The 21,516-nt window shown below is 62.0% G+C and carries 27 protein-coding genes; 13 read left to right on the top strand and 14 right to left on the bottom strand.

Annotated features, from left to right (window positions below; genetic code table 11):
* Positions 1-7: 7 nt before the first annotated feature.
* From scpA to I2G20_RS01815, 3 genes are all read left to right on the top strand, one after another.
* Entirely contained in the window at positions 8-2,125 is a 2,118-nt protein-coding gene (gene scpA / locus I2G20_RS01825; protein ID WP_196257961.1) for a methylmalonyl-CoA mutase, read from the top strand.
* On the top strand, positions 2,122-2,532 hold the full coding sequence (gene mce / locus I2G20_RS01820; RefSeq protein ID WP_196257960.1) for a methylmalonyl-CoA epimerase: 411 nt from the start codon (positions 2,122-2,124) through the stop codon (positions 2,530-2,532). The genes scpA and mce overlap by 4 nt, the downstream gene beginning before the upstream one ends.
* Before the next feature lie 74 nt (positions 2,533-2,606).
* A complete protein-coding gene (locus tag I2G20_RS01815; RefSeq protein ID WP_196257959.1) occupies positions 2,607-2,918 on the top strand; it encodes a hypothetical protein in 312 nt (103 codons plus the stop codon).
* 9 nt (positions 2,919-2,927) lie between these two features.
* On the opposite strand, the gene murD is transcribed toward I2G20_RS01815, so the two are convergent.
* Genes murD through I2G20_RS01800 form a run of 3 tightly spaced genes read right to left on the bottom strand, consistent with a single transcriptional unit; the run spans position 2,928 to position 6,424 of the window.
* A complete protein-coding gene (gene murD / locus I2G20_RS01810) occupies positions 2,928-4,202 on the bottom strand; it encodes a UDP-N-acetylmuramoyl-L-alanine--D-glutamate ligase (RefSeq protein ID WP_196257958.1) in 1,275 nt (424 codons plus the stop codon).
* On the bottom strand, positions 4,192-5,526 hold the full coding sequence (locus I2G20_RS01805) for a MurL-like N-terminal domain-containing (protein ID WP_196257957.1): 1,335 nt from the start codon (positions 5,524-5,526) through the stop codon (positions 4,192-4,194). The genes murD and I2G20_RS01805 overlap by 11 nt, the downstream gene beginning before the upstream one ends.
* Before the next feature lie 7 nt (positions 5,527-5,533).
* A complete protein-coding gene (locus I2G20_RS01800; RefSeq protein WP_196258199.1) occupies positions 5,534-6,424 on the bottom strand; it encodes a metallophosphoesterase family protein in 891 nt (296 codons plus the stop codon).
* Positions 6,425-6,528: 104 nt separating this feature from the next.
* Between I2G20_RS01800 and I2G20_RS01795 the strand changes: the two genes are divergently transcribed.
* Complete coding sequence (locus tag I2G20_RS01795; protein ID WP_196257956.1) at positions 6,529-6,993, top strand: NUDIX domain-containing protein; 465 nt, start codon at positions 6,529-6,531, stop codon at positions 6,991-6,993.
* Between the two features lies 1 nt (position 6,994).
* Here I2G20_RS01795 and I2G20_RS01790 read toward each other — a convergent pair whose 3' ends face one another.
* Positions 6,995-7,957: a glutathione S-transferase family protein gene (locus I2G20_RS01790; RefSeq protein WP_196257955.1), complete on the bottom strand. Its 963-nt coding sequence runs from the start codon at positions 7,955-7,957 to the stop codon at positions 6,995-6,997.
* 271 nt (positions 7,958-8,228) lie between these two features.
* Between I2G20_RS01790 and I2G20_RS01785 the strand changes: the two genes are divergently transcribed.
* Genes I2G20_RS01785 through I2G20_RS01775 form a run of 3 tightly spaced genes read left to right on the top strand, consistent with a single transcriptional unit; the run spans position 8,229 to position 10,596 of the window.
* The gene (locus tag I2G20_RS01785; RefSeq protein WP_196257954.1) at positions 8,229-8,768 is read left to right on the top strand and encodes a GNAT family N-acetyltransferase; all 540 of its coding nucleotides are present in this window, start codon (positions 8,229-8,231) and stop codon (positions 8,766-8,768) included.
* A gap of 2 nt (positions 8,769-8,770) precedes the next feature.
* A complete protein-coding gene (locus tag I2G20_RS01780) occupies positions 8,771-9,397 on the top strand; it encodes a CoA pyrophosphatase (protein ID WP_196257953.1) in 627 nt (208 codons plus the stop codon).
* Positions 9,394-10,596 carry a tRNA nucleotidyltransferase/poly(A) polymerase-related protein gene (locus tag I2G20_RS01775; protein ID WP_196257952.1) on the top strand — a complete coding sequence of 401 codons (1,203 nt, stop codon included), beginning with the start codon at positions 9,394-9,396 and terminating at the stop codon, positions 10,594-10,596. The genes I2G20_RS01780 and I2G20_RS01775 overlap by 4 nt, the downstream gene beginning before the upstream one ends.
* 8 nt (positions 10,597-10,604) lie before the next feature.
* Here the strand turns inward: I2G20_RS01775 and I2G20_RS01770 are convergent, their stop codons facing one another.
* The 3 genes from I2G20_RS01770 to I2G20_RS01760 all read right to left on the bottom strand — a co-directional run bounded on the left by I2G20_RS01770 (position 10,605) and on the right by I2G20_RS01760 (position 12,290).
* On the bottom strand, positions 10,605-10,790 hold the full coding sequence (locus I2G20_RS01770) for a DUF1059 domain-containing protein (RefSeq protein ID WP_196257951.1): 186 nt from the start codon (positions 10,788-10,790) through the stop codon (positions 10,605-10,607).
* Positions 10,791-10,878: 88 nt separating this feature from the next.
* On the bottom strand, positions 10,879-11,766 hold the full coding sequence (gene hemF / locus I2G20_RS01765; RefSeq protein WP_196257950.1) for an oxygen-dependent coproporphyrinogen oxidase: 888 nt from the start codon (positions 11,764-11,766) through the stop codon (positions 10,879-10,881).
* Positions 11,763-12,290 (bottom strand): tRNA (cytidine(34)-2'-O)-methyltransferase, encoded by a 528-nt coding sequence (locus I2G20_RS01760; RefSeq protein ID WP_343070289.1) that lies wholly within the window; start codon positions 12,288-12,290, stop codon positions 11,763-11,765. Before I2G20_RS01760 ends, hemF begins: the two co-directional genes overlap by 4 nt.
* A gap of 169 nt (positions 12,291-12,459) precedes the next feature.
* Here I2G20_RS01760 and petA point away from each other — a divergent pair, with 169 nt between their 5' ends.
* From petA to apt, 5 genes are all read left to right on the top strand, one after another.
* The gene (petA, locus tag I2G20_RS01755) at positions 12,460-12,984 is read left to right on the top strand and encodes a ubiquinol-cytochrome c reductase iron-sulfur subunit (RefSeq protein ID WP_196257949.1); all 525 of its coding nucleotides are present in this window, start codon (positions 12,460-12,462) and stop codon (positions 12,982-12,984) included.
* Positions 12,985-12,998: 14 nt separating this feature from the next.
* Complete coding sequence (locus I2G20_RS01750; protein WP_196257948.1) at positions 12,999-14,258, top strand: cytochrome b; 1,260 nt, start codon at positions 12,999-13,001, stop codon at positions 14,256-14,258.
* A gap of 23 nt (positions 14,259-14,281) precedes the next feature.
* Positions 14,282-15,103 carry a cytochrome c1 gene (locus I2G20_RS01745; protein ID WP_196258197.1) on the top strand — a complete coding sequence of 274 codons (822 nt, stop codon included), beginning with the start codon at positions 14,282-14,284 and terminating at the stop codon, positions 15,101-15,103.
* A gap of 101 nt (positions 15,104-15,204) precedes the next feature.
* On the top strand, positions 15,205-15,408 hold the full coding sequence (locus I2G20_RS01740; protein WP_196257947.1) for a hypothetical protein: 204 nt from the start codon (positions 15,205-15,207) through the stop codon (positions 15,406-15,408).
* A gap of 76 nt (positions 15,409-15,484) precedes the next feature.
* A complete protein-coding gene (apt, locus tag I2G20_RS01735) occupies positions 15,485-16,018 on the top strand; it encodes an adenine phosphoribosyltransferase (protein ID WP_196257946.1) in 534 nt (177 codons plus the stop codon).
* A 98-nt stretch (positions 16,019-16,116) separates the two neighbouring features.
* Here apt and I2G20_RS01730 read toward each other — a convergent pair whose 3' ends face one another.
* The 3 genes from I2G20_RS01730 to I2G20_RS01720 form a co-directional block, all read right to left on the bottom strand.
* Complete coding sequence (locus I2G20_RS01730) at positions 16,117-16,605, bottom strand: GNAT family N-acetyltransferase (RefSeq protein ID WP_196257945.1); 489 nt, start codon at positions 16,603-16,605, stop codon at positions 16,117-16,119.
* Positions 16,606-16,776: 171 nt separating this feature from the next.
* A complete protein-coding gene (locus tag I2G20_RS01725; RefSeq protein WP_207747497.1) occupies positions 16,777-17,244 on the bottom strand; it encodes a nuclear transport factor 2 family protein in 468 nt (155 codons plus the stop codon).
* An 18-nt stretch (positions 17,245-17,262) separates the two neighbouring features.
* A complete protein-coding gene (locus tag I2G20_RS01720; RefSeq protein ID WP_196257944.1) occupies positions 17,263-18,108 on the bottom strand; it encodes an SDR family oxidoreductase in 846 nt (281 codons plus the stop codon).
* A gap of 87 nt (positions 18,109-18,195) precedes the next feature.
* Here I2G20_RS01720 and I2G20_RS01715 point away from each other — a divergent pair, with 87 nt between their 5' ends.
* Positions 18,196-18,603 carry a winged helix-turn-helix transcriptional regulator gene (locus tag I2G20_RS01715; protein WP_196257943.1) on the top strand — a complete coding sequence of 136 codons (408 nt, stop codon included), beginning with the start codon at positions 18,196-18,198 and terminating at the stop codon, positions 18,601-18,603.
* Between the two features lie 41 nt (positions 18,604-18,644).
* Here I2G20_RS01715 and I2G20_RS01710 read toward each other — a convergent pair whose 3' ends face one another.
* From I2G20_RS01710 to I2G20_RS01695, 4 genes are all read right to left on the bottom strand, one after another.
* A complete protein-coding gene (locus tag I2G20_RS01710) occupies positions 18,645-18,824 on the bottom strand; it encodes a hypothetical protein (protein WP_196257942.1) in 180 nt (59 codons plus the stop codon).
* Positions 18,825-19,369: 545 nt separating this feature from the next.
* The gene (locus I2G20_RS01705; protein WP_196257941.1) at positions 19,370-20,335 is read right to left on the bottom strand and encodes a DUF4424 family protein; all 966 of its coding nucleotides are present in this window, start codon (positions 20,333-20,335) and stop codon (positions 19,370-19,372) included.
* 69 nt (positions 20,336-20,404) lie between these two features.
* Positions 20,405-20,956: a MaoC/PaaZ C-terminal domain-containing protein gene (locus I2G20_RS01700; RefSeq protein WP_196257940.1), complete on the bottom strand. Its 552-nt coding sequence runs from the start codon at positions 20,954-20,956 to the stop codon at positions 20,405-20,407.
* Positions 20,953-21,450: a MaoC family dehydratase gene (locus I2G20_RS01695; RefSeq protein ID WP_196257939.1), complete on the bottom strand. Its 498-nt coding sequence runs from the start codon at positions 21,448-21,450 to the stop codon at positions 20,953-20,955. Before I2G20_RS01695 ends, I2G20_RS01700 begins: the two co-directional genes overlap by 4 nt.
* Positions 21,451-21,516 lie beyond the last annotated feature (66 nt).

Below are 21,516 nucleotides of genomic sequence, written 5' to 3'. Positions count from 1 at the left end.
GTATGCGATGACCGACGACCTCCGGCAAACCTGGCAGAAACTCGCGCAAAAGGAACTTGGGGACGCTCCGCTTGAATCGCTCGACCGCGATTATGGCGGCTTGTGCGTTTCTCCCGTTTATCTCGGTGATGACGGCGCGATCCCCGGCGTTGAGCCCTTCACGCGTGGCGTGCGGGCAACGATGTATGCCAACCGGGCGTGGACGATCCGGCAGTATGCCGGGTTCTCGACTGCCGAAGACAGCAACCGGTTTTACCGTCGTGCACTTGAGCGCGGGCAGAAGGGGCTTTCGGTCGCCTTCGATCTGGCCACCCACCGGGGTTACGATTCCGATCATCCGCGCGTGGTGGGTGACGTCGGCAAGGCAGGCGTGGCCATCGATACCGTCGAGGACATGAAGATCCTGTTCGACGGCATCCCGCTCGACCAGATGAGCGTTTCGATGACCATGAACGGCGCGGTGGTCCCGGTGCTCGCGATGTTCATCGTCGCGGCCGAAGAGCAGGGCGTGCCTCAGGAGAAGCTGTCGGGGACCATTCAGAACGACATTTTGAAGGAGTTCCTGGTCCGCAATACCTATATCTACCCGCCCGAGCCCTCGATGCGAATCGTGGGCGATATCATTGCCCATACCGCGCGGCATATGCCCAAGTTCAATTCCATCTCGATCTCGGGCTATCACATGCACGAGGCGGGCGCGACGGCGATCCAGGAACTTGCCTATACGCTGGCCGACGGGATGGAATATGTTCGTGCGGCGCAGGCGCGGGGGCTCGACATCGATAGCTTCGCGGGGCGGCTCTCGTTCTTTTTCGGTATCGGCATGAACTTCTTTGTCGAGATCGCCAAGCTGAGGGCGGCGCGCACCCTGTGGGCGCGAATCATGACCGATCTGGGCGCGAAGGACCCGCGGTCCAAGATGCTGCGTACGCATTGCCAGACCTCGGGCGTCTCGCTGACCGAACAGGACCCTTACAATAACATCGTGCGCACGGCGTTCGAGGCGATGGCGGCGGTGCTTGGGGGAACGCAGAGCCTGCACACCAATTCCTTCGATGAAGCCATTGCGCTGCCGACGGAAACCTCCTCACGGATTGCGCGGAATACGCAGCTGATCCTCCAGCACGAAACGCGGGTAACTGACGTCGTCGATCCCCTGGGCGGATCGCATTATATCGAGGCGTTGACCGCGCAACTGGTCGAGAAGGCCGAAAAGCTGATCGCCGAAGTCGAGGCCGAAGGCGGCATGACCAAGGTGGTGCAATCGGGACAGCCCAAGCTGGAGATCGAAAAGGCAGCCGCCGTAAGGCAGGCGGCGATCGACCGTGGCGAGGAGGTGATTGTCGGGGTAAATCGCTACCGCCTCGATACCGAGCACCCGGTCGAAACGCTCGAGATCGACAATGCCAAGGTCCGGGCGGGGCAGGTCGCCCGCATCAAGGCGGTTCGCAGGACGCGGGACGAGGCGCGTTGCCGGTTCGCGCTCGATGCGCTGCGCGAGTTTGCGGCGATGGACGAGGGCAATCTGCTCGAAGCGGCGATCGAGGCGGCACGGGCGCGCGCAACGCTGGGCGAAATCAGCCAGGCGATGGAGGATGTTTTCGGGCGCTACAATGCGACAACGCGCGTGCTGTCGGGCGTCTATGCGGAGGAATATGCCGCCGACCCGCAGTTCGAGGCACTGCGGACCCGCATCGCGGGCTTCCGTACCGCTCATTCGCGGCCACCCTCGATCTTCATTGCCAAGATGGGGCAGGACGGGCACGACAGGGGCGCGAAGGTGATTGCGACGGCTTTCGCCGATCTCGGTTTCGAGGTTCACCTGGGCTCGCTGTTCGAGACCCCCGACGAAGTTGCGGCACATGCCGAAGATCTCAAGGTCGACGCCGTGGGTGTTTCCTCGCTGGCCGCGGGACATAAGACGCTGGTTCCCGAACTGATCGGCGCGCTGAGGGCGCGCGGGTTGGACGATGTGGCGGTGGTCGTGGGCGGAGTCATTCCGGGCACCGACTACGACTTTTTGCGCGCGGCAGGCGTTGCGGAGATCTTCGGTCCGGGCACCAACGTGCTCGACGCTGCCTTTGCCGTGCTTGGGCGGATCGAGGGAAGATTGTCCAACAGATGATCGGGCGGCTCAATCATATCGCGATTGCCGTGCCGGACCTTGCTGCCGCAGCGCGAAAATACCGCGACATGCTCGGCGCTTCGGTCTCCGCCCCGCAGGCTTTGCCCGAGCACGGCGTGACGGTGGTTTTTGTCGATACCGGCAACACCAAGGTCGAACTGCTCGAGCCCTTGGGCACGGATTCGCCCATAGCAAAATTCCTTGAAAAGAACCCCGACGGCGGGATGCACCACATGTGTTTCGAGGTGGAGGACATCGCCGACGCGGCGCGGCTGCTGCAAGCGCAAGGCGCGCGGGTGCTGGGTGACGGGCAGCCGAAGATCGGCGCGCACGGGTTGCCGGTTCTCTTTCTGCATCCCAAGGATTTCGACGGGGTGCTGATCGAGCTCGAAGAGCGTGCACTCTGAAGGCAATTGCTAACGCAATGTTAATTGCGGCCTGCTAGCCTTAAAGCGATTGTGCAAACCCTTGGGCTTGAGCGATGAAGCAGATTGGCTTCAAAAAAATGAACTGGTCGCCCAAGCCGACCGCCTGGAACGAGCATATCCAGAAGCTTGCCAGACGGCGCTCGATGATGCGCGACTTTCAACGCAAGAACGACATCCTCGTCAACGCGTTCGCCAATACCTTCAATTACCAGATTTCCGCGAATGTCGACAACGTCGCCAAAACCGCGGCCGACCGGATCATCGCCGAAGGCAAGAAGAAGGCCGAGGCTCTGCAGAACAGCATTTCCTCCTCCCTGCCGAGCGCCGGCACGTCGACCGGCAGCATGCTCGATATCAGCGTCTAGCCGCGCGCCCTAGGCGAAATACCTTCGGGCCAATTGTTTGAACGCTTCGCCACGTTCCTCGAAATTCTTGAACTGGTTGTAGCTCGGCGCCCCGGGCGAGAGGAGAACCGTATCGAAATCGGCACGGTGGGCGGCGAGGTATTGCATGGCCTCGTCGAGCGTTGCGCATTCTTTCACCGGCACGGGTGTGTTCTCGCGCACAGCGGCGGCAATGCGCGGCCCGGTAACGGGCAGGCAGCATAGCGTCGTCACTCCGGCGAGGCCCATGAGATTGGCGAGATCGGTATAGTCCTGCTGGCGCTCGTGCCCTCCGGCGAGGAGCGCGATCCGCCGCCCGCGATAGGCGGCGAGGGCGACTTTGGTCGCCTCTGGCGTCGTTGAGATGGAGTCATCGATGAAAAGAACGTCGCCGACGGTCAGTTCCTCGAGCCGATGAGGCAGGGGAACGAACGCTTCGATGCCCCTGAATATGCCCTCCCGCGTGGCCCCGGCGGCCAGCGCGATGGCTGCGGCGAGCCGGGCGTTATCGTGGTTGTGCGCGCCCTTGAGCCTGGAATGCATCGCCGCGATCAGGATTTCGTCGGCAAGGTCGATGTCGAGCGATGGAACGCGCAAGGTCCCTGGCGGAATGGCGGCAAGGACGCGCTCATTGCTTGCCGCCTGCGGTCCCAGTGCGGCGAGCTTGGGCCCCTTCACGAAAATATTGAGCTTGTCTCGATAGTAGTTGTCCAACCCGCCGTGCCAGTCGACGTGCTCGGGATAAAGATTGGATATCGCAGCGATGTCGGGCGCAAAGCCGATATCGGCCACCTGATAGGAGGAGAGTTCGAGCACGACGACCGGGGCCTTGTCTTCGGCATCGAGCGGCGGAATCCCGACATTGCCGGCCAGGACGGCATCGACCCCGGAATGGATGAGCATCAGGTGTACGAGGGTCGCCGTCGTGGACTTGCCCTTGGTGCCGGAAATGGCGACGACCATACGGCCATCCCTGAAATGTTCGGCCCAGATGTTGAGGTTGGAGGTTATCGGCACGCCGGCCTGCCGGGCGGCCTCGAAAATGGGTTTGTAGAGCGAGACGCCGGGGCTTTTTACAATCGTTCCGAAACGCGTCACGTCCGCGGCTTCGTTTGCCGGGATGAAGGTTGCGCCATCGAGGGAAACCTCGCCGTCATCGCTTGTGACGAACAGGTCGAGATCGGGATAGCGCTTGCGCAGGAAGCTGGCCGTCGAACGGGCCTCCCGGCCCGCGCCATAAAGAAGAACCGGTCCGTTAAGCAGCATGGGATGCAACCGCGGTTTGGAAAGAAGCGGGAATGAGGTGGTCTGGACTGTCGGTCATCAGTTCCTCGAAGGCCGTTTCGAGCTTGGACTGGCCATAGAAGGCTTCGAGTTCGGGCCTGAGTGTTGCAACGACCGTGCAGTTGCGCCAGTCGGCATTCCCCGTGAGGCGCCAGAGGCAGGCGGCGGCTTCGAGGATTTCGCCCACACATTCCCAGGGCTTGTGTCCTGAAAGACCGGTCAGTTCGCGATAGGCGGGGATGTTTTCGGGATTGTCGAGCACGTCCTGGCCGAAGATCGCCGTCAGGCGGTCATACGTCATCCAGGGCGCGAGGACGAGGAATACGAAGTGGCATTTAGGGCATTTCCCGCACCAAAGCGGGCCCTTGTTCCCACCGAGGCGGAAGTTGGCGTTGCAACTCGAAAAGACATCGTCGTAGCGGCTAGTTCGCGCGAAAAGCTGGCCGATACGGGCTTCGGAGTAAGGGCGCAGCAGTGAAAAATACCCCAGCCCGCCTCCGCTGGCGCGGGCGAGGGTTCCGCCGATCAATCGCTCGAAATCGAGGGATTTGGAATGCTGGTGATTGGTCTCGCGGCCGTCGAATGCGATGTTGCCCTCGCTGGCGGAACGCTCATTGGAGAGAATGATCGTATCGAACCCATAGAGGGAGGCCGCGAGGGCTGCGATCATCGAGTTGATGGCCGTGGAGGGGACGTGACCGTTGTAATAGCCCTCCTCCTTCGATAGCCGGATCATTTCGGGATCGAGCGTGCGCGTGACGCCGATCATCTCGTGGCCGGACCGTTGGGCGGTCGACAGGATCGGTCCCTTGGGATTGACGGCGAAAAGCGTAATGGCCTTTCCGGCGCGTTCGAGCAGGTCGACGCTGACCAGCGAGTCCTTGCCTCCACCGATCAGAACCAGAGTCCGTTCGAGCAAGGTAAGGGAGCTGGTGGGTGTGCGCGGCGAGCTTAAGCGGAACCTCAGCCGGCCGAACCGCTCGAGGGCGTTGCGGGCGTAGAATTCGCCCAGGCCATTTTCATAGACGTCCGTCAGGAATGCGGCGTCGCCTTCGGCCAGCGAAAGCGCTGTCAGGTCGATATCGAGCGGCGCGAGAAGCTTGAAATAGCTCACGCCCAGGACAGCGGCAGTGAGATCGAGAAGATGGGCAAAGGCGCCCGAGGCCGCTTTCTCCGCGCCGAGTTCGGGAACCGGAAATTCCAGCTTTTCGGTAAAGCTCAACTCGCCGAGCCGATAGCCGAAAAGGGCGGCGCCGGTCCGGGGGTCAAATCGCGGTCTCTCGACGGTGAAGACGGTTTCGGTCAACGGGCCCTCAATAGATTCGCATCTGCAGACGCATGGTAATGTCGTCGCCGATGCGCTGGTAGCCAAATTCGCGCATATTGCAGGTCCATTCGCTCCCAACTCGCTCGATGCGGAAAAGATTGTAGCGTCCGGGCGCATCATGGCCGCCCGGGGAAGCGGACGCGGCTGCTACCCCGATCACCGGAATCTCACGGTCCGGTCCCACGATGGCGTTGACGGTGGATTGATGGGTATGGCCGTGGAGGATCAGTTCTGCGCCGGTTTGCGAAAGCATCGAGCGCAGCAACACGGCATCCCAAAGCCCCGACCGCCGCGAGTCGGCATATCCGGCATGAGGCGGGTGGTGGATCAAGACAACCCGGAAGTAGCCCGCATCGCGGAGCAGGGTGAGCAGCTTGCCCAGGCGCTCCATTTGCGGCTGCCCGACCTGTCCCGCCGCAACGAAGGGCGGGGTGGCGATGGCGCTCGACACCCCGATCAGCGCGACCTGTCCCGTTCGCCGCACATAAGGAAAGCGTTCCTCATCGAGCGTCTCGCCGGTCATATAGGCGCCGTAGGTCGCGAGCGCCCCGTCCAGCGCTCCTTTCACGTAGGCGTCGTGATTGCCGGGGACCACGCACACCGTTTCAGGCGTCCCAAGCGCCTTGAGCCAGTCGAGGGCGCGGAAAACCTCGCCGTCGAGGGCAAGATTTACGAGGTCGCCAGCCACCGCGATCCTGTCGGGGCGCTGGGCCTTCATGTGAGCAACGAGGCCCGCCAGCGTATCGCGGTGCATGTCCCGGGCGCGTTTCAGCCGCCAGTTGAGCCAGCCCGTGATGCGTTTGGACATCAGCTCGCGCGGGGTAACGCGGGGCAGGGGCGCGAGGTGGACGTCGGAAATATGTGCGAGTGTAATCATCACTGAGGGACTATTGCCACGTTGCCTGCGGCAAGAAAATGGCGGAATGGCACTAATTGCCCTATTTATGGCCACAGGGTATGGGAGCGCCAAGGGACACGCAGATGGTATCGCACTGGCAGCGTTTGAAGTTCGGGCTGATGCTGAGGGCCATCGGCATCTACAAGCACATGACGCTTGGCGCGCGTTGCGCGGTGATCGTGGACGGAAAGGTGCTGTTGGTACGCCACGGCTATGATGCCGGCTGGCATTTCCCGGGAGGCGGGGTCGATCCCGGCGAAACCGTGGAAGAGGCCGCCCGCCGGGAGGTGCTTGAGGAAACAGGTTATGCCGTCGAAGGCCACGTGCAGCTATTCGGCATCTATCATTCCCGGCACTACACCAACCGCGACCATGTCACCTTTTTCGTGGCCCGAGCCGCGCACAAGGAACGGGACTTCGTTTCCGGCTACGAGATTGCGGAAATCGGATGGTTCGCGCTCGATGCCCCGCCCGCGGAAATAAGCCCGGCCACGGCGCGGCGCCTTGCCGAAATCGCGGGAACGGCCGACAAGACGCCTGTCTGGTGAATCAACCCACGAAGCCGAGGTCGTTCGGCCCGACCGGCACGATCCGGTGCGGGTTTATGGTGGTGTGGCTCCAGTAATAGTGGGATTTGATGTGGTCGATGCGGACAGTGCGTGCCAGGCCGGGCCAGTTATAGAGCGTCTTTAGCAGCCGCGAGAGGTGGGGATAGTCGGTGAGCCGGCGGACATTACATTTGAAGTGGCCGAAATAGACCGCATCGAACCGCATCAAGGTCGTGACCAGGCGCCAATCGGCTTCAGTAGGGGTATCGCCCGCGAGGAAGGATGAGTCTGCAAGGATCCCTTCGATCCAGTCCAATGCCGAAAACAGCGCCGTCACGGCCTCTTCGTATGCGGTTTGCGTGGTCGCGAAGCCGGCCTTGTAGACCCCGTTGTTGATGTCGTTATAGACGCGCTCGTTGATGGCATCGATCTCGGCGCGTTTGTCTTCGGGGTAAAAGTCGAGCGTATTTCCCGTCAGCTCGTCGAAAGCGGAATTGAACATGCGGATGATTTCGGCGCTTTCATTGGAAACGATGGTGCCGGTCTTCTTGTCCCAGAGGACGGGGACGGTCACCCGGCCGCTATAGTCCGGCATCGCCGTCGTATAGACCTGCCAAAGATAGTCTGCGCCGTTTATGGGGTCGCTGTCCGATCCCATCTCGCCGGTGAATGCCCAACCGGTCTCGTCGGGCATTTTGGGCGAAACCGCGGAGACCGAGATGTGTTCGTCGAGCCCCTTGAGCGCGCGGAAGATCAAGGTGCGGTGCGCCCAGGGACATGCGTAGGACACATAGAGATGGTATCGCCCGCTTTCGGCGGCAAAACCTCCGTTGCCCGTGGGACCGGGGTCGCCGTTGGGGGTGACCCAGTTCCTGAAAGCGGATGTGCTGCGCTTGAATTTCCCGTCCGTCGCCCGGGTGTCATACCATTCGGTCGACCATTTTCCGTCTATGAGTTGGCCCATGGAGAACTCCTTTTAGTTCGTGTGCCCCTATTTAGGCCCAACGGACGCCACGATCAGCCTGCATGTTTTGAACGGCGCGTTCAACAGGCGCGTTCCGCGATCCCCGTCCAGCAAATTCGTTGGACGGACCGGTCAACCGGTGATAAGGGCATAAGAACGAGATGGGAGAAGCCTCAAGTGTCCAGAATCGCACGGGATATCCGACGACTTTAGTCACGCGCTTGCAAGCGCGTTTGCGTCGCATTTCCTCATCCGATCTGGATTTTTCACGATGACTGCTCTTTCTCCGGCATACCCTGCCGTCCCTGCGGATGCCCTTGCCATCCGGCTTGAAACCCCTGCCGATGATGACTGGATCGAGAACCTGCACGAAGTGTCCTTCGGGCCGGGGCGGTTCGCGCGCGCAGCCTTCCGGGTGCGCGAGCGGTTCCCCATCGATCCGAGCCTATGCTTTATTGCCGAGCTTGATGGCGTCCGCGCGGCGTCGGTTCGGCTGACGCCGATTTCGGTCGGCGGTATCGATGGCTATCTGCTCGGACCGCTGATGACGGACCCGGCTTTCCGCAAGCAAGGGGCTGGGCGGGCGCTCGTTCGCCATGCCTGCGACCTGGCGCTTGGCCGGGAGGGGGCAGGGTTCGTCCTGCTCGTTGGCGATCTTGCCTATTACGGTCCGCTCGGATTTATCCCCACGGTGCCCCACGCCATCCGTTTTCCTGCCCCCGTTGATCCTGCACGCGTGCTGGTCCACTCTCTGGACGAGAATATGGCGACGACGCTGGCAGGCGATATCGGGCGGTTCGGGAAGGGCTAGGTTTGCGGTCGGAAAGGGCAATCGCGCAGATACCGGAGCGGCTGCTGGACATGCCCCAGCCGATGCCGGATGCTCACGATCTCGTAGCCGATTTCGTGATTTCCGACGCCTTCAAGGGTCCTCCGGTTCCAGCGGCGGTGCTGATCGCACTCGTCAAGCGCGACCAGGGCTATACGGTACTCTACACCGAACGGGCCACGACCTTGCGCCGCCATTCCGGCCAGGTCGCCTTTCCGGGCGGGCGGATCGATCCCGAAGATCAGGATGCCGCCTACGCTGCCCTGCGCGAGGCCAATGAAGAGGTCGCGCTCGACCCCCGCGACGCGTCGGTACTGGGCTTCATGCCGTATTACTTCACCGGCACCAATTATTTCATCACCCCCGTTGTCGCAATGGTGGATCCGCGAGGTCCGTTCATGCCCAATCCCCGGGAGGTGGACCGCGTGTTCGAGGTTCCGCTCGAAACCCTGATCGATGACAAAAGCTACGGGACCTACCGCATCCGGCACCAGGGCAAGGAGCACACCTCCTGGCAGATCGATTATGACGGCCACATGATCTGGGGGATCACGGCCAACCTGACGCGGCGGTTCCGCGATTCCGTGCTGACGGGAGAGGTGGCGTTGTGAGCACCACCGCAGCCCGTGAGCGTTTGCGGTCGGCGGCGTGGCTGGCGAAAGCCGCCCCATTCTTCATCGTCCTCGATGGTGCAGGCGGGCGAACCCGCGTCGTGGGCGGGCTTGTCCGCGATACGCTGCTCGGGATCGAGCGGACGATGACCGATATCGACATGGCCACGGAGCTTTTGCCGCAAGAGGTGATGGTCCGGGGCGAACGCGCAGGATTTGCCGTCCATCCCACAGGGATCGACCATGGCACGGTGACGCTGGTTGCCGGGGGCGTCGTGGCGGAGGTGACCACGCTGCGCAAGGATATCGAAACGTTCGGCCGCCACGCCCGGGTCGATTTCGGTACAGACTGGACCGCCGATGCCGCACGGCGCGACTTTACGATGAACGCACTTTATGCGGGACCGGACGGCGAGTTGTACGATCCGGTCGAGGGGCTGGGCGACTGCCTGGCGCGGCGGGTGCGCTTTATCGGCGATGCCGACGAGCGGATCGCAGAGGATCGCTTGCGGGTCTATCGGTATTTCCGTTTCTGCGCGACGCACGGAGAAGAGCAGTTCGACGATACGGCGCTTGAGGCGTGCAGCCGTGCGGCTCGCTCATTGCACCAGCTTTCGGCGGAGCGGATCGGGGCGGAAATGCTCAAACTGCTCAACGCGCCGCGGTGCACAGCGACGCTGGAAAAGATGGCGGCGCTGGCCGTGCTGGACGAGGATGTGCTGCCCGTCGCAGCGTTGCCCGTGTTGGCGAGGCTGGAGGCTTATCCGCTCGAGCCGGCGGCAGTCGTTCGGATGGCCGTGATGGCGGTGAGGGGAGGTTCGGCCGGTTTGCTGCAAAAGCGGTGGCGGCTTTCCAATGCGTTGCGCCGGGGGATCGAATCACTGTCTGCCGGTGCCGAGCTGGCTGGGGAAAAGCGGTTCACCGCATTGGCCTATCGCTTCCCGGAAATCAAGCTCGAGGCGGTTGCAGTTGCCGGCGCGGTCGAGGATTGGCCGAAGCCAAGGATGGAAGCAGTCCAAGCGGAACTCCTTGGCTACGACCCTGGAGAATTTCCGCTCAACGGGCGGGATCTCCTTGCTGCGGGCGTCCCCAAGGGCGAAATGCTGGGACAAGAGCTTCGCCGGCTCGAACATGAATGGATCGAGTCGGAGTTCGCGCTGTCGCGGCAGGCGCTGCTTGATCGCATACGCCTGCCATAAGGCTAGGATTAGTGGCGCGTCTGGACGTCGAAGATGCGTTCCTTTATGCGCTCGACCATATCGGGGCGGATTTCGGTCTCCCCATGTTCGGAACGCAGCCTCTCGACCGCCTTGCGGACGACTTCGGCTTCGGTTTCCGCAGTTGCGTGCCAGGTTGCCCCGGGGATCAACGATCCGCCGTCAAAGCGTTTCATGGTCTTTCCTCCGTCTTTTCTGGTTGCGGGAAGAGAGTGTACCATAAAACGGGCGGAAAAGGGTCCGGGTTCCGGTCGGGCGCGGCAATCAGGGCCAGCGCACCTCGGGAGGCATGGAAGACAGGATCGAATTGACGTTGCCGCCGGTCTTGAGCCCGAATGTCGTTCCGCGGTCGTACAGCAGGTTGAATTCGACATACCGCCCGCGCTGGATGAGTTGTTCTTCTCGCTGCGCGTCAGTCCAGCCTTCGTTGAAATTGCGGCGCACCAGCGCAGGATAGATCTCGATGAAGGCGCGGCCCACGTCCTGGGTGAACGCGAAATCGGAGTCCCAGTCGCCGGTATTGTGACGGTCATAGAATATTCCGCCGATGCCCCGCGGCTCGGCGCGATGGGGCAGGTAGAAGTATTCGTCGCACCAGTCCTTGTACCGTGGGTAGTCGACCGCAGCGTGTGGCGCGCAGGCCTTTTGCATGGCGGCATGAAAGTCGATGCTGTCGGGATCGGTCTGCGTGCGCCGCGCGTCGAGGACTGGCGTGAGGTCCGCTCCGCCTCCGAACCACCATTTGCTCGTCACCACCATGCGCGTGTTCATATGGACGGCAGGCACGTTGGGGTTCCAGGGATGGCCGATCACCGAGATGCCCGAGGCCCAGAAAGCGGGATCGTTTTCCGTTCCGGGAATCTGCTTGGCGAATTCGGGGGAGAATTGCCCATAGACGGTCGAGATATGGACTCCCATCTTCTCGAACACCCGGCCGCGGATGATCGACATCTCGCCTCCGCCGCCTTCGGCTCCGGTGGCGTCCTTGCGCGTCCAGGCTTCGCGCTCGAAACGTCCCGGTTCGCGATCCGAAAAAGGGCCGGTCAGTTCAATCTCGAGTGCTTCGAGTGCAGCGCAGAGATCGTCTCGCACCTGCCGGAACCACGCGCTGGCGCTTGCCTTCTTGGCTTCGATATCGTGGGGAAGGGTCATGAGAGACTCCCAAAATTTCCGGTCTGGCGCAGGGCTTCCCCTAGCACGATGGCGCCTGCGATGGCGACATTGAGCGAACGCACCTGTTGTCGCATGGGAATTCGAACGCGGAGATCGGCCAGATCGGCGACCTCCCGCGGCACTCCGGCGCTTTCCCGCCCCAGCATGAGTACGTCCCGCGCCTCGAAGCGTGTCTCATAGACCGTTTGGTCGGTTTTCGTCGTCAGCAGCACGAGCCGGCGTCGGGATTGTTCGAGCCAATCGCGAAAAGCGGCAAACCCTGTGTGCTCGAGAAGCGTCACGTGGTCGAGATAGTCGAGCCCGGAGCGCTTGAGGCTGGCGCGGGAAAACGGGAACCCGGCCGGATGGATTATGTGGACATCGACATCGAGGCACGCGCCAAGCCTGAGCAAAGTGCCCGTATTCTGGGCGATATCGGGCTGGTAGAGTGCGAGAGCGACGCGCATGGGTGAAACCTTGGCGGAGGTGTGGCGGATCGGGGTGGGTATAGTGTCGCAGATCATCGAAGTCACCGTCTGCAAGGCTGGACAAGAGCCGTTGATGGTGCAAAAAGAACCCAAAAATCCGCGCCGCCCCGGGTGACGGGGCCGAATCGTGTATGCCTGCGTCCTGCAGGTGCCCGCGATTGGCGGTATCAAGAATTGTGTTCAGGCCTTACGGGGATCAAGAGCTTTGGCGACAGCGAGCGAAACAAAAGCGACGAGACGCGATTTTCTATACGTCGCGACAGGAGCAGTGGGGGCGGTCGGCGTTGCCGGTGTGGCTTGGCCCCTCATCGATCAGTTGAACCCCGATGCCTCAGTGCTCGCGCTGGCGTCCATCCGGTTCGACGTGGCGCCCGTTGCGGAAGGGTCGTCGGTGACCATCATGTGGCGCGGTCTGCCCGTTTTCGTGCGACACCGCACCCCCGCGGAAATCGAGGCGGCACGGGCCGTGCCGATGGCCGAGCTCAAGGATCCCGAGCCCGACGAGAATCGCGTGGTCGAGGGGCACGATGAGTGGCTGATCATGATCGCCAACTGTACGCACCTTGGGTGTGTTCCGGTGGGCGAGGCGGGCGATTTCGATGGCTGGTTCTGCCCATGTCACGGGTCGCACTATGATACCTCGGGCCGCATTCGCCGCGGTCCCGCGCCGGCGAACCTCGTGGTGCCGCCATATGAATTCATCAGCGACACTGTCGTACAGATCGGCTAACGGGGGCGGACGAGATGGCTAATCATTCTGGCAATTACGTGCCGGGTTCGGGCATCGAGCGCTGGCTCGACGACCGGCTTCCGATCATCAGGTTCTCGAAAGAGCACCTCATGGATTTTCCCACCCCGCGGAATCTCAACTACTGGTGGACGTTCGGCGGCATCCTTGCCTTCATGCTGGTGGTGCAGATCGTGACCGGGGTTATCCTGGTCATGCACTATACCCCGCATGTCGACCTCGCTTTCGCGTCGGTCGAGCACATCCGCCGCGACGTCAATTATGGCCGCATCATCCAGGGCACCCACGCGGTGGGCGCCTCGATGTTCTTTGCCGCTGTCTACATTCACATCTTCCGCGGCCTTTACTACGGCTCGTACAAGGCCCCGCGCGAGATCATCTGGATGCTCGGCGTCATTCTTTTCATCCTGATGATGGCGACGGCGTTCATGGGCTACGTTCTGCCCTGGGGCCAGATGAGCCTTTGGGGTGCGACGGTTATCACCGGCATCTTCTCGGCCATCCCGATCGTCGGCGAGCCGATCCAGACCCTGCTTCTAGGCGGGTTCTCGGTGGCTAATCCCACGCTCAACCGCTTCTTTTCGCTGCACTACCTGATCCCGTTCATCATCGCGGCGGTCGTCGTGCTGCATATCTGGGCCCTGCACGTTCCGGGAAACAACAATCCCTCGGGCGTCGAAGTGAAGAGCAGCCGCGATACGCTGCCGTTCCATCCCTACTTCACGATGAAGGACCTTTACGCGATCATCGTCTTCCTGATCCCGTTCGCCTGGTTCGTGTTCTTTGCGCCCGATATCCTCGGACACCCCGACAACTACATTCCGGGCAACCCGCTGGTGACGCCGGCGCACATCGTGCCTGAGTGGTACCTGCTGCCCTTCTACACCATGCTGCGCGCGATCGATTTCAACGTGCTGTTCATCGACTCCAAGCTCGGCGGCGTCATCGTGATGTTCGGCTCGCTGCTGATCCTCTTCGCGCTGCCGTGGCTCGACCGGTCGAAGGTCCGCTCGGGTACGTTCCGTCCGCTGTTCAAGCCCTTCTACTGGCTGTTCTTTGTGAACTTCATCGTGCTGATGTATCTCGGGGCGCAGCCTGCCGAGGGCATCTACGTGCTGCTTGCCAAGATTTCGACGGCCTACTACTTCGCCTACTTCCTGATTATCCTGCCGGTCCTCGGTCGCATCGAAACGCCTGCGCCGCTTCCGGCCAGCATTTCGGAAAGCGTCCTTGGCGAGAACAAGGCTCAGGCGTGAGCGCACGAGGGGAAATGATAATGATGAAGAACAAGACATTCCTCGGCGCGGTTCTGCTGGTGATCGGGCTTGCGCTGCCGGCCGCTCCGGCCAATGCCGCCGGTGAAGCCGTGCATGCTTACCAGCAGAGCTGGTCGTTCTCGGGCCCGTTCGGCACCTATGACCGCAATCAGCTTCGCCGCGGTTTCCAGGTGTACAAGGAAATCTGCTCGAGCTGCCACGGATTGGATTTCATCGCTTTCCGCAATCTTTCCGAGCCCGGCGGGCCGCAATATTCGGAAGATGCGGTGCGGGAACTGGCAGCCCAGTTCACGATCGTCGATGAGGCTGCCGAGGGCGGGGAGCGTGAAGGCGTGCCTGCGGACCGCTGGCCCAATCCGTTCCCCAACGAGCAGATCGCGCGCGACGCCAATGGCGGCGCCCTGCCGCCCGATCTTTCGCTGATGGCAAAGGCGCGGACCATTCACCAGGAATTTCCCTGGTGGGTTTTCAACTACTTCACCGCCTACCAGGAAGGCGGCGCCGACTATATCTACAATCTGCTGACGCGCTATCACGAAGCGCCGGCGCACGTCGAACTCCAGCCTGGGCAGTACTACAACGAGTTCTATGGCGTCATCGCCATGGGGCCTCCGCTCGCAGATGGCATCGTGTCCTATGAGGGTGAGGGCACGCCGGAAACGGTGCATCAATACGCGCTCGACCTTGCTGCCTTCCTGCAGTGGACCGCGGATCCGCACATGGTTTCGCGCAAGCAGATGGGCTTCAGGGTCATCCTTTTCCTCATCGTGCTGGCCGGGCTCATGTATATGGTCAAGCGCAGGCTCTGGCGCGACGCGCACTAATGCGAAAATGGGCCCCACCAGGGCCCATTTTTTTTGTTCGGACTTGCACCTGCCACGATTTGACACCATCCTTGAGTGAACACCGCGAGAGGGAGAGAAAGGTGTCAGCCGTCACAATCGCCAAAACCGTTCTCGTCGTTGCGATCGCCGCGAGCCGCAACCCGGCCGTACGCGCTGCCATCAAGGCGGCGCCCAACCTCCTCTCGGACGGCCAGAAGGCGAAAGCTGTCGAAACCACCCGACGCGCGGCCTATAATGCCGGGGTGCTGGCGGCCCGGCTGATGTCTCGCAACAGAACGTCTTGAAGCGGGCGCGCCGCGCTTTTCACCTGCACTGAATCATGATTGGATCGCCGCCGTTCGCGACAGAACCGGAGCCGTCATGTCCCTCGATCTCAAAGCCCTTGTCCGTTCGATCCCCGATTATCCAAAGGCGGGCATAATCTTTCGCGACATCACCTCCCTGATCGAGGATTCGGCGGGTTTCCGCGAGAGCGTGGAGCGGCTGGCCGAGGCGCATCGCGGCAAGGGCGTCACCAAGGTCGCAGGGATCGAGGCGCGAGGCTTCATCTTCGGGGCGGGCGTGGCAATCGCGCTGGGCGTGGGGTTTGTTCCGGTACGGAAGGCCGGAAAATTGCCTGGCGAGACCATCGGCCAGAACTACGCGCTCGAATACGGCGTCGATACCATCGAGATTCACGCCGATGCCGTCGGCGAGGGAGACAATGTGCTGCTTATCGACGACCTGATCGCGACCGGCGGAACGGCGGTGGCGGCAATCTCGCTGTTGCGGCGCACCGGGGCGCGGGTTGAGCACGCCGGTTTCGTCATCGATCTTCCCGATATCGGCGGCGCAGCCAAACTCGAGGCGATGGGCGTGGCAGTCACTGCGCTCATTGCCTTTGAAGGACACTAGGCCGCGTCACAACCGATACGCCTCGTTTCGGCCACGGAGCGGTCAGGTACGGTAATGTCGCCAATGACCCAGAAGTCGACGAAAACTACAAATACCGGTTACTGCTTCGCCAGCATTGGCAGTATCAGGCCCCACCGTGTGTCTCGAGGGGGGCCTGACGGTTCGAAGCCCAGTTTCCTGTAGACAGCGATCGCCCGTTCATTGGCCGGGTGGGGGTCGGTGCCGATAACGGGTGCACCCTCATTGAAGAGGGCTCTCATTCTCGCTCCAATGAATGCCGATCCATGTCCCGCACCGATCATTCCGGGGTCTCCGATGTATTGATCGATTCCCCGCGATCCCTCGGGAAGTCGGGCAAAATGGTGATCTCCCCAGCCGTCGACGGTATAGTCCTGCATGAACGCAAAGGGACGTCCGTCCCTAGAGACAATCCAGCGCGCTACCCGGGGGTCAGCCAAGGCAGCTGTATCGAAAGGCTCAGAGGGCCCCCACCATTCGCATACGTGCGCGTTCGATTGCCATGCTGCAAGCAAGGGGAGATCGTCCAACGTCACTTTGCGGAAACTGTAGTGATCGGGCGCTGGCATCGGAGAACATTAGCACGTCGCCAACTGGCGAGCGAGGGAGCCGCGAGGCCATCCCTGGGCAGCGATAGGCACGTTCCGATCCCCGAGTGGGATATTTCAGGTTACCAGGTCTGGTCCGGGGTGTTAGACGGAGGGCGCCGAACGCCCTCCGTCCCCAGGGCCAGCCGTCGGCTAGAACATGGTGTTGTCGTTTGCTGCGTCTTCGGGGACCGGCTGCACGACGTCCCAATGCTCGACGATCTTGCCGTTTTCAATCCGGAAGATGTCCATTACGGCCATGCCCCGATCGTCGGGGCTCTGGCGCAGATGGGCGTGGGTGACAACCAGGTCCCCTTCCGCGATGACGCGCTTGATGTCGAGGTGGATTTCCGGCGCGGCGGCGGTCCAGCCCTCGAATGCCGCTATGAAGGCTTCCGGGCCATCCGGGGCCATCGGATTATGCTGGGTGTAATAATCCCCGACATAGCAGGCAACGGCGCCTGCGGGGTCCTTGGCGTTGACTGCGGTCTCGTAGAAGGCTGTGACAATGGCCTTGTTGTAATCGGTCCCGATCAAGCCTGCGCCGACGCAATCGGCGGCGGCTGCCGGGCCTACCAGCGGGACGGCAATGAGCGCCGCAAGTGCAATGGGTTTCAGCATGTCGTTATCCCTCCGGTTCTAGTTCAGCGCGGAAAGCGCGTCGGCGACGGCCTTGGAGAGCGGCGTGGTGGGACGGCCGATCAGGCGGCTGAGCGTCTTGCTGTCCTCAAAAAGCGCACCACGCGACGCGGCATCATCCGAAGCCGCAATCATCGTGGCATAGGCCTCAGGCAGACCGAACTGCTGGAGAATGGCTGCGTAATCGGCGACAGGGAGATTGTTGTAGGGAATGGACTTGCCCGTCTGGCGCGAAATTTCCCCGGCGAGATCGCCCAGCGTTACCGCATCGTCGCCGCCCAGCTCATAAATCTTGCCTTCATGGCCTTCGCCGGCAATGACGGCCGCCGCGGCTTCCGCATAGTCGGCGCGGGTCGCCAGGCTGAGCTGGCCTTCACCTGCCGAGCCGATCACCGCGCCGCCCGCCAGTGCGCCGCCGATGGCGCCGGTATAGTTCTCCGTGTACCAGCCGTTGCGCAGGAAGGCGTAGGGAAGGCCCGAAGCCTTGATGGCTTCTTCGGTGGGACGATGTTCGCCGGCAAGGGGGATTTCCGAGGTGTCGGCGCGCAGAAGGCTGGTGTAGGCGATGAACCTGACTCCAGCGGCCCTGGCGGCCTCGATGACGGCGATATGCTGGGCCACGCGCTTGCCGACTTCGCTGGCTGAAATCAGAAGAAGCCTATCGACCCCTTCAAAAGCAGGGGCGAGGGTTTCGGGTTTGTCGTAATCGAAGAGGCGGGTTTCGACGCCGAGATCGGCGGCCTTGGCGGGATCGCGCACGAGGGCGACGGGCAGCACGCCCTTCTTCTTGAGCGCTTCGATAACGAGACGGCCGAGCTGACCTGTTGCACCGGTGACTGCGATCATGAACTGTACTCCTTGTTGTCGCTGTTCAAACCCGGTATACAGTCGCCAATTACTTTTCGTAAGTACGCACATAAAGGTAAGTGCAAAATGGCCGCAAACGAACGCGACACCCCGCTTCCGCTGTCCGAGGCATTGGAGCGCGGGCACCTCTTTGCCGAGGCTTGCCCCTCGCGCGAAGTGCTCAAGCACGTCACCAGCCGCTGGGGTGTGCTTGTGCTCATCGCCCTTCTGACTGGCACCCACCGGTTCAGCGCGTTGCGCCGGAAAATCGGCGGGGTCAGCGAGCGGATGCTGGCCCAGACGCTGCAATGGCTCGAGGATGACGGGTTTGTTCTGCGGGTATCCCATCCCGTCGTGCCGCCGCATGTGGAATACAGTCTCACCCCCATGGGGCAGGAGGTGGCTGAGCAGGTTCGGGGACTGGCGGACTGGATCGAGGTCAACATGCCGCGCATCGGCAAGGTCTGGGAAAAGCGCGGCGTCGCTGCCGAATAAAGCCGGCACGGAGCGGGGAATGCCACCGCGCCGGCGGATATTCAGGGTTTTGAAGGCTTGGGCAGGCGTTCGATACCTGACCCTGCGGGGACCTTTGCCTTGGGCACGCTCGGGAGCTTGCCGCCGCGTTTGGGGGGCGGGATATCGTTGCTGCCGAACCGGCCCGCCGATTTTTTCCCGAACAGCCCGGTGCCTGTGAGACGGTACATCTTGCCTTTCATGGGTCCTCCTTTATCGATAGGTATTTCGTCCTATCGTGCATAGCTTCGCCGTTCCGCCGCGCGGGGCGCGAAGGCGAGAGGTAACGGATTGACTGGCCAGTCATTCTTCGCCTGCGTTGAAAGGCAGGAGGAGCTGGCGGACGATTGAATGAGGGAAGGACGGCGCGCAGCGCAAAGGGCGAACTGGACCCTGGATGCAGGGGCAGCGCCGGAAGGGGCAGGGGGGAGCAGAAGAGGCCGCCGATTATCCTTGGAAAATCAGCGAATTGAACCTGAAGTCATTTGGGAGTTTGCGCCTCAAGCCCAGGAGGCTTGCAGCCAAATCCGGGTTTTAGAGGAAACCCGGCACTCCATCAGGGACTCGCAACCGATCCAATACCCTTCACGCCATTGCACATGCCCACCACGGCGTATGCCGTGCCGGTGCCCTTGCGCTGTCGCGTTTCGGTATCAGATCATCGGAGTCGGGACCTCATATGGAGTTGAACGTCGGCATAAAAGCACAGGAATATCGTCCTGTCAACTTGGGTGCGCTGCACCGGTTTTCAGTGGCCGAAATAAAAGAAAACCCGGATATCCTTTTCGGGGACGAAATCGGTTGCGCTCCAATGCCGATAGCCCTGCTCGTCCGTTGATGCATCGGCCGGGCACACGGCAACGTGGATCGCGGCCGGCATCCATTCACGGGGCGTGGTCGTGCCGACAGTCAGGTTGAACTCGCCGATCGGTCCGGCCCAGTTCCTGGCCGTGGTCGCGATATAGTCGAGTTCGGCAACCTCGCTGTAGTCGCCGTCGGCTTCGATCTCGTTCCGCAACCGATCGTCGACGCAGGCGCTCTTGGCGTATTCGCCCTCAAGATAGAACGATTTGCCATAGTCGGCCCGCCAGCCAAGGAGCGGCCGGTAGTGAATGGAGACCGCCGTTTCACCCGGCGGGAAGGTCTGCTGCCATTCATAGACTGCCTGGTAATCCCAGGCCGGCTCCCGTTCGCCCGAGTCGTAGACCCACAGCAATCTCGATGCGGCAAGGGCCTCGGTCGTTTCGGGATCGAGCGCCTGCGTTGCCTCCCAATGCTCGACACCCACCAGCAGAGGCAGGCCCGCCGCCTCGATTTCTGCGGTCACGTTCTTTTCGTCCAGCCAGGCGAATTCGTGCAGCACCGGGATGAGCGGGCGCCCGTTCACCGCAACGCCGAAGCCGACATAATTGCGGAGGTCGCCGCCACTTCCCTCGACGAGTTGCGCCGCATCGGGAACAGCCGGCGTCGCTGGTATGCGCGGCAGCGGGAAGCCGATCGTGACGGTCTGTTCGTCCTCCGCGCGCGAGACGAACACATAGTCGACCCGCACCTCGCCGGGACTGAGGTAGAGGTCTTGGCGCGCGATGGCGATATCCGTACTCTGCCTGAACTCTACGCCGCCCGCAAAGCTGGCGACGGAGCCATTGGCATGGGCCTGCGACGAGACGAGCAATCCCGCCAGCAGAAGCGACATGGACCGGGCATATTTCATGACGACCCTCCAAACGCGCTTATTCTGCTCCAAAGCAGGCCGGTTGCAAAGCGGCGGCCAGGGCGTGGTTTACCTGCCCAGCAGCCTGCCGACCACACGCACGCGGCTGAGCGCCATCAGCATTTTCAGGCGCATCGGCATCCTGTAGTCGCGGAGCTTGGAAAAGCCCACGAGGTCGGCACTGTAGACCAGTTCGTCGCGATGGTTGTGGGCCTCGATCAAGTTGAACAGCAAGCCCCAGCCCGGCAGCGAGTTCGAGACGCGCTTGCCGGTAACGGTAAGCGTATAGCGTACGGTGTCGCCGGGTCTTACCGGCGCGTGAAAGTCCATGCGGTTGACGCCGGGGGAGGGGCCGGAAACGCCGGGCGTTCCCCCTTCGGCGCGCACCACGTCCTCTTCCTCGGACAATCGGTCCACCATCTTGCGGTGCCCCACGCTCACCGTGTGCCAGCCCGAAGCGACCAATCCGCCGAAATGGGAGTGCCTGGCCGCCTCTGGGTCGACGTGGAAATATTGCGGGTCGTAGCGTTTGCCGAAGCGGATGATTTCCTCCTGGGTAAAGGTGTGGCTGCCCAGCGGAAAGGGTTGATCGACAATGATTTCCTCGAACCAGCGCGTCATTGCGGGGCCTCCGCGTCGAGGGGTGCGGAGGGGTCGCGCACTTCCACGAGATTGGCGAGGTTGAGCGTCATCACCTGCTCGCCCTTCTGGTTGCGCATGTCGAAGGCGATGGTGAGGATGCCCATGTCGGCATGGCTTTTCGATCGTCTCAACGAGGTGATGGTCGCGGTGCCCGAAAGCGTGTCGCCCTTCATCAGGGGGCGCTTCCACTTGAGATCGGTGAAGCCCAGTCCGCCCATCGAGGCGATTTTCGAGAGCAGGGCGTCGACGAGCATCTTGAGCGACAGTGCCCCCGTCTGCCAGCCGCTCGCGGCCAGCCCGCCGAGCAGGCTTTTCTTCGCTGCTTTTTCATCGAGGTGAAACGGGAAAGGATCGAACTCGGATGCGAAAGCGACGATGTCGGTTTTGCTGACCTTAACCGGTCCGAGCGCGAAGGCTTCGCCGACCGTCAGGTCCTCGAAGTGCCGCCGGTTCTCTGTTATCGGATTGGGCATTCTATTGTCCTTAACGTCAACTTGAATGTGCCTCAACGCGCAAGGGCTGGCAACCCGGTTTTGACC

The organism is Pelagibacterium limicola, assembly GCF_015694405.1.
Lineage (GTDB): Bacteria > Pseudomonadota > Alphaproteobacteria > Rhizobiales > Devosiaceae > Pelagibacterium > Pelagibacterium limicola.
Note: the sequence above shows the minus strand (reverse complement) of the source record. Positions and strands in the feature narration are given on the sequence as shown.

Excerpts from the sequence above, each read along its gene's own strand:
- scpA (WP_196257961.1), top strand. The coding sequence starts at position 8 with ATGACCGACGACCTCCGGCAAACCTGGCAGAAACTCGCGCAAAAGGAA.
- mce (WP_196257960.1), top strand. The coding sequence starts at position 2,122 with ATGATCGGGCGGCTCAATCATATCGCGATTGCCGTGCCGGACCTTGCT.
- I2G20_RS01815 (WP_196257959.1), top strand. The coding sequence starts at position 2,607 with ATGAAGCAGATTGGCTTCAAAAAAATGAACTGGTCGCCCAAGCCGACC.
- murD (WP_196257958.1), bottom strand. The coding sequence starts at position 4,202 with ATGCTGCTTAACGGACCGGTTCTTCTTTATGGCGCGGGCCGGGAGGCC.
- I2G20_RS01800 (WP_196258199.1), bottom strand. The coding sequence starts at position 6,424 with ATGATTACACTCGCACATATTTCCGACGTCCACCTCGCGCCCCTGCCC.
- I2G20_RS01795 (WP_196257956.1), top strand. The coding sequence starts at position 6,529 with ATGGTATCGCACTGGCAGCGTTTGAAGTTCGGGCTGATGCTGAGGGCC.
- I2G20_RS01790 (WP_196257955.1), bottom strand. The coding sequence starts at position 7,957 with ATGGGCCAACTCATAGACGGAAAATGGTCGACCGAATGGTATGACACC.
- I2G20_RS01785 (WP_196257954.1), top strand. The coding sequence starts at position 8,229 with ATGACTGCTCTTTCTCCGGCATACCCTGCCGTCCCTGCGGATGCCCTT.
- I2G20_RS01770 (WP_196257951.1), bottom strand. The coding sequence starts at position 10,790 with ATGAAACGCTTTGACGGCGGATCGTTGATCCCCGGGGCAACCTGGCAC.
- hemF (WP_196257950.1), bottom strand. The coding sequence starts at position 11,766 with ATGACCCTTCCCCACGATATCGAAGCCAAGAAGGCAAGCGCCAGCGCG.
- I2G20_RS01760 (WP_343070289.1), bottom strand. The coding sequence starts at position 12,290 with ATGATCTGCGACACTATACCCACCCCGATCCGCCACACCTCCGCCAAG.
- I2G20_RS01750 (WP_196257948.1), top strand. The coding sequence starts at position 12,999 with ATGGCTAATCATTCTGGCAATTACGTGCCGGGTTCGGGCATCGAGCGC.
- I2G20_RS01745 (WP_196258197.1), top strand. The coding sequence starts at position 14,282 with ATGAAGAACAAGACATTCCTCGGCGCGGTTCTGCTGGTGATCGGGCTT.
- apt (WP_196257946.1), top strand. The coding sequence starts at position 15,485 with ATGTCCCTCGATCTCAAAGCCCTTGTCCGTTCGATCCCCGATTATCCA.
- I2G20_RS01730 (WP_196257945.1), bottom strand. The coding sequence starts at position 16,605 with ATGCCAGCGCCCGATCACTACAGTTTCCGCAAAGTGACGTTGGACGAT.
- I2G20_RS01725 (WP_207747497.1), bottom strand. The coding sequence starts at position 17,244 with ATGCTGAAACCCATTGCACTTGCGGCGCTCATTGCCGTCCCGCTGGTA.
- I2G20_RS01720 (WP_196257944.1), bottom strand. The coding sequence starts at position 18,108 with ATGATCGCAGTCACCGGTGCAACAGGTCAGCTCGGCCGTCTCGTTATC.
- I2G20_RS01715 (WP_196257943.1), top strand. The coding sequence starts at position 18,196 with ATGGCCGCAAACGAACGCGACACCCCGCTTCCGCTGTCCGAGGCATTG.
- I2G20_RS01710 (WP_196257942.1), bottom strand. The coding sequence starts at position 18,824 with ATGAAAGGCAAGATGTACCGTCTCACAGGCACCGGGCTGTTCGGGAAA.
- I2G20_RS01705 (WP_196257941.1), bottom strand. The coding sequence starts at position 20,335 with ATGAAATATGCCCGGTCCATGTCGCTTCTGCTGGCGGGATTGCTCGTC.
- I2G20_RS01700 (WP_196257940.1), bottom strand. The coding sequence starts at position 20,956 with ATGACGCGCTGGTTCGAGGAAATCATTGTCGATCAACCCTTTCCGCTG.
- I2G20_RS01695 (WP_196257939.1), bottom strand. The coding sequence starts at position 21,450 with ATGCCCAATCCGATAACAGAGAACCGGCGGCACTTCGAGGACCTGACG.